The organism is Shewanella sp. 11B5, from assembly GCF_002836795.1.
GTDB lineage: Bacteria > Pseudomonadota > Gammaproteobacteria > Enterobacterales > Shewanellaceae > Shewanella > Shewanella frigidimarina.
In genome coordinates this window covers 1-2,156 of the sequence record NZ_PJAP01000652.1, presented here as the reverse complement: position 1 = coordinate 2,156, position 2,156 = coordinate 1, and the positions used below count along the sequence as shown (strand labels likewise).

Annotated in this window: 3 protein-coding genes; 2 read left to right on the top strand and 1 reads right to left on the bottom strand. The window is 41.4% G+C overall.

The window, feature by feature from the left end:
* Positions 1 to 7: 7 nt before the first annotated feature.
* Entirely contained in the window at positions 8 to 565 is a 558-nt protein-coding gene (locus tag CXF78_RS14890) for a paraquat-inducible protein A (protein ID WP_257984923.1), read from the bottom strand.
* Positions 566 to 719: 154 nt separating this feature from the next.
* Here CXF78_RS14890 and CXF78_RS14885 point away from each other — a divergent pair, with 154 nt between their 5' ends.
* Positions 720 to 1,391, top strand: a complete 672-nt coding sequence (locus CXF78_RS14885; RefSeq protein WP_011639317.1) for a methylamine utilization protein — start codon at positions 720 to 722, stop codon at positions 1,389 to 1,391.
* A 58-nt stretch (positions 1,392 to 1,449) separates the two neighbouring features.
* A partial coding sequence (locus CXF78_RS14880) for a cache domain-containing protein (RefSeq protein WP_308302261.1) occupies positions 1,450 to 2,156 on the top strand: 707 nt, incomplete at its 3' end.

Below are 2,156 nucleotides of genomic sequence, written 5' to 3'. Positions count from 1 at the left end.
ACTAGCCTTAATAATAATATATACCGATTTCAAACTGGGATTGAGTCTTAAGCATGTCGCCCATTCCAGCTGACGCATTACCTGCCATGTAGGTCACAATAATTGCGACCACAAAAACATCGGCCATAGACCATTTACCGATAACACTGATCATTTTGCTCAATCTTTGCTTAATTAAGGGCGTCACTGGCAGCAGTAATATGAGCATGGTGATTAACTTAACAGCAGGGATCACAATACTGAATAACCCGACCAACATGGCCACGACAAAATGATGTGACTGATATAGTGCTGCAATGGTGTCGATGATACTGCGGCTATTACGAAAAACCTCTACTTCACCGTCTAGCGTATCCAGACCTAACATACTGGCGGCAATATCCAATATTCCACGGGTATTAGCACGAGAGTCTTCCGTTAAATCTTGGATTAACATATCCTTACCTGTATCCACTAACTGCGACTTTTCAATGGTACCCGTTATCGTTAACATCGGTTTTGTCACCCCGGGAATAAGCAGGATTAACGATATCAGTACTAAACTGATAGATAAATACACTTTCATGAACACCTCGTTTGCTGATGTATACCGAAACAAATAGTCGCATTACGTTGTGATGATGCTGTATTTTGATCCTTGTAGGTTATGATGCCATATTACGTAGATAATTAACCACAACGCGGCACTCTTGCTACACTCTTAATAATGAGGCCAATACATGCCAATAAATCCATTTACGACATGCTTGCTGTGTTTAACGTATTTTTTTTCAGCGGCAGTTACAGCGGCGACGTTAACGGTTGATGTTACCGATGCGCAAGGCGTGATGCTCAGCGATAGCGTGGTAGAGTTAATTTCTACGTCACCATCTAATACAACGCCATCGACCTTGGCACATTACCAAATGCGCCAACAAAATCGAGTTTTCTCACCTTTTGTATTGGCTGTACCACAAGGTGCCAACGTTGATTTTCCTAATTTAGATCGTACTCGGCACCATGTTTATTCTTTTTCTGAAGCCAAACAATTTGAGTTAAAATTGTATGTAGGCACAACTGAAGACCCGATTACTTTTGATAAACCAGGTTTAGTTGCCATAGGCTGCAATATTCATGATTACATGCAGGCCTTTATTTATGTGGCCAGCAGTCCTTACTTTTCGGTGAGTGATGCACAAGGTAAAATCCAATTAACAGATTTACCTGCAGGCGAATACCAAGTCAACATTTGGCATCCTTGGCAGATCACTGCAACACCATCATCTTTGGTCATAGTAAGCAATGACCATAATCAACTAACGCTGAGTATTGATGTTGAACACCAAGAAAAACCATCGGCACCACCTAGCGGCTTTGGTAGTTACCTTCAAGCAAGCGATACCACGGGATAACATGCCAACTAGTTTTCGCAACCGACTGATAATAGCTTTTCTATTAATATTAACCTTAATGCAGTTAACTACTGCGTTGTTTGTATTAAGCGCAACTCAGCGAGATTTTCGCCAACAACAAACTCAAAATCTTAATATTGGCTCCAATATTTTTGTCGAAATGTTGTCGAATCGAAGCGATCAGCTTAATCAAAGTTTGTCGTTACTCAGTGCTGACTTTGGTTTTAAACGCGCTGTGGCCACTGGCGAGCAAGATACAATATCGTCAGTGTTAGCCAACCATGGCAGGCGCATTAATGCTGACGCTGCTATTTTATTATCTCCGCAGGGGAAATTACTTTCTTCAAGCTTACAAGGTCTCACTGCAGCCAATATTGATGAGTTATTTGCATTAACCAAAAACCGCTCAACCACGTTTGAAATTTTTAATTATGACCACAGTAGTTACCAATTTGTGTTGCAACCCGTCAAGGCGCCAACATTAATAGCTTGGGTCGGCATGGGCTTCACTATGGACAAGAATGTCGCAGACCAAGCCAAAACCATTACCGGAATTGATATCAGTTTTATCAACCAGTCCGCTGGCAGAATTGAAATTGTCTCAACCCTAGCCCAAGCTCAACAACAAGATGTGTTAGCGCGTATTAACCTACTAGCAAAAACAGTGGATAAGGTCAGTGATGACATACCATCAAACTACTTATCTACCACCATTGCGTTAGATAAAAATAGTGGTCATCAGTGGGCGGTACTACATCAATCAAA

Coding starts and splice junctions, on each gene's coding strand:
- CXF78_RS14890 (WP_257984923.1), bottom strand. CDS start 565: ATGAAAGTGTATTTATCTATCAGTTTAGTACTGATATCGTTAATCCTG.
- CXF78_RS14885 (WP_011639317.1), top strand. CDS start 720: ATGCCAATAAATCCATTTACGACATGCTTGCTGTGTTTAACGTATTTT.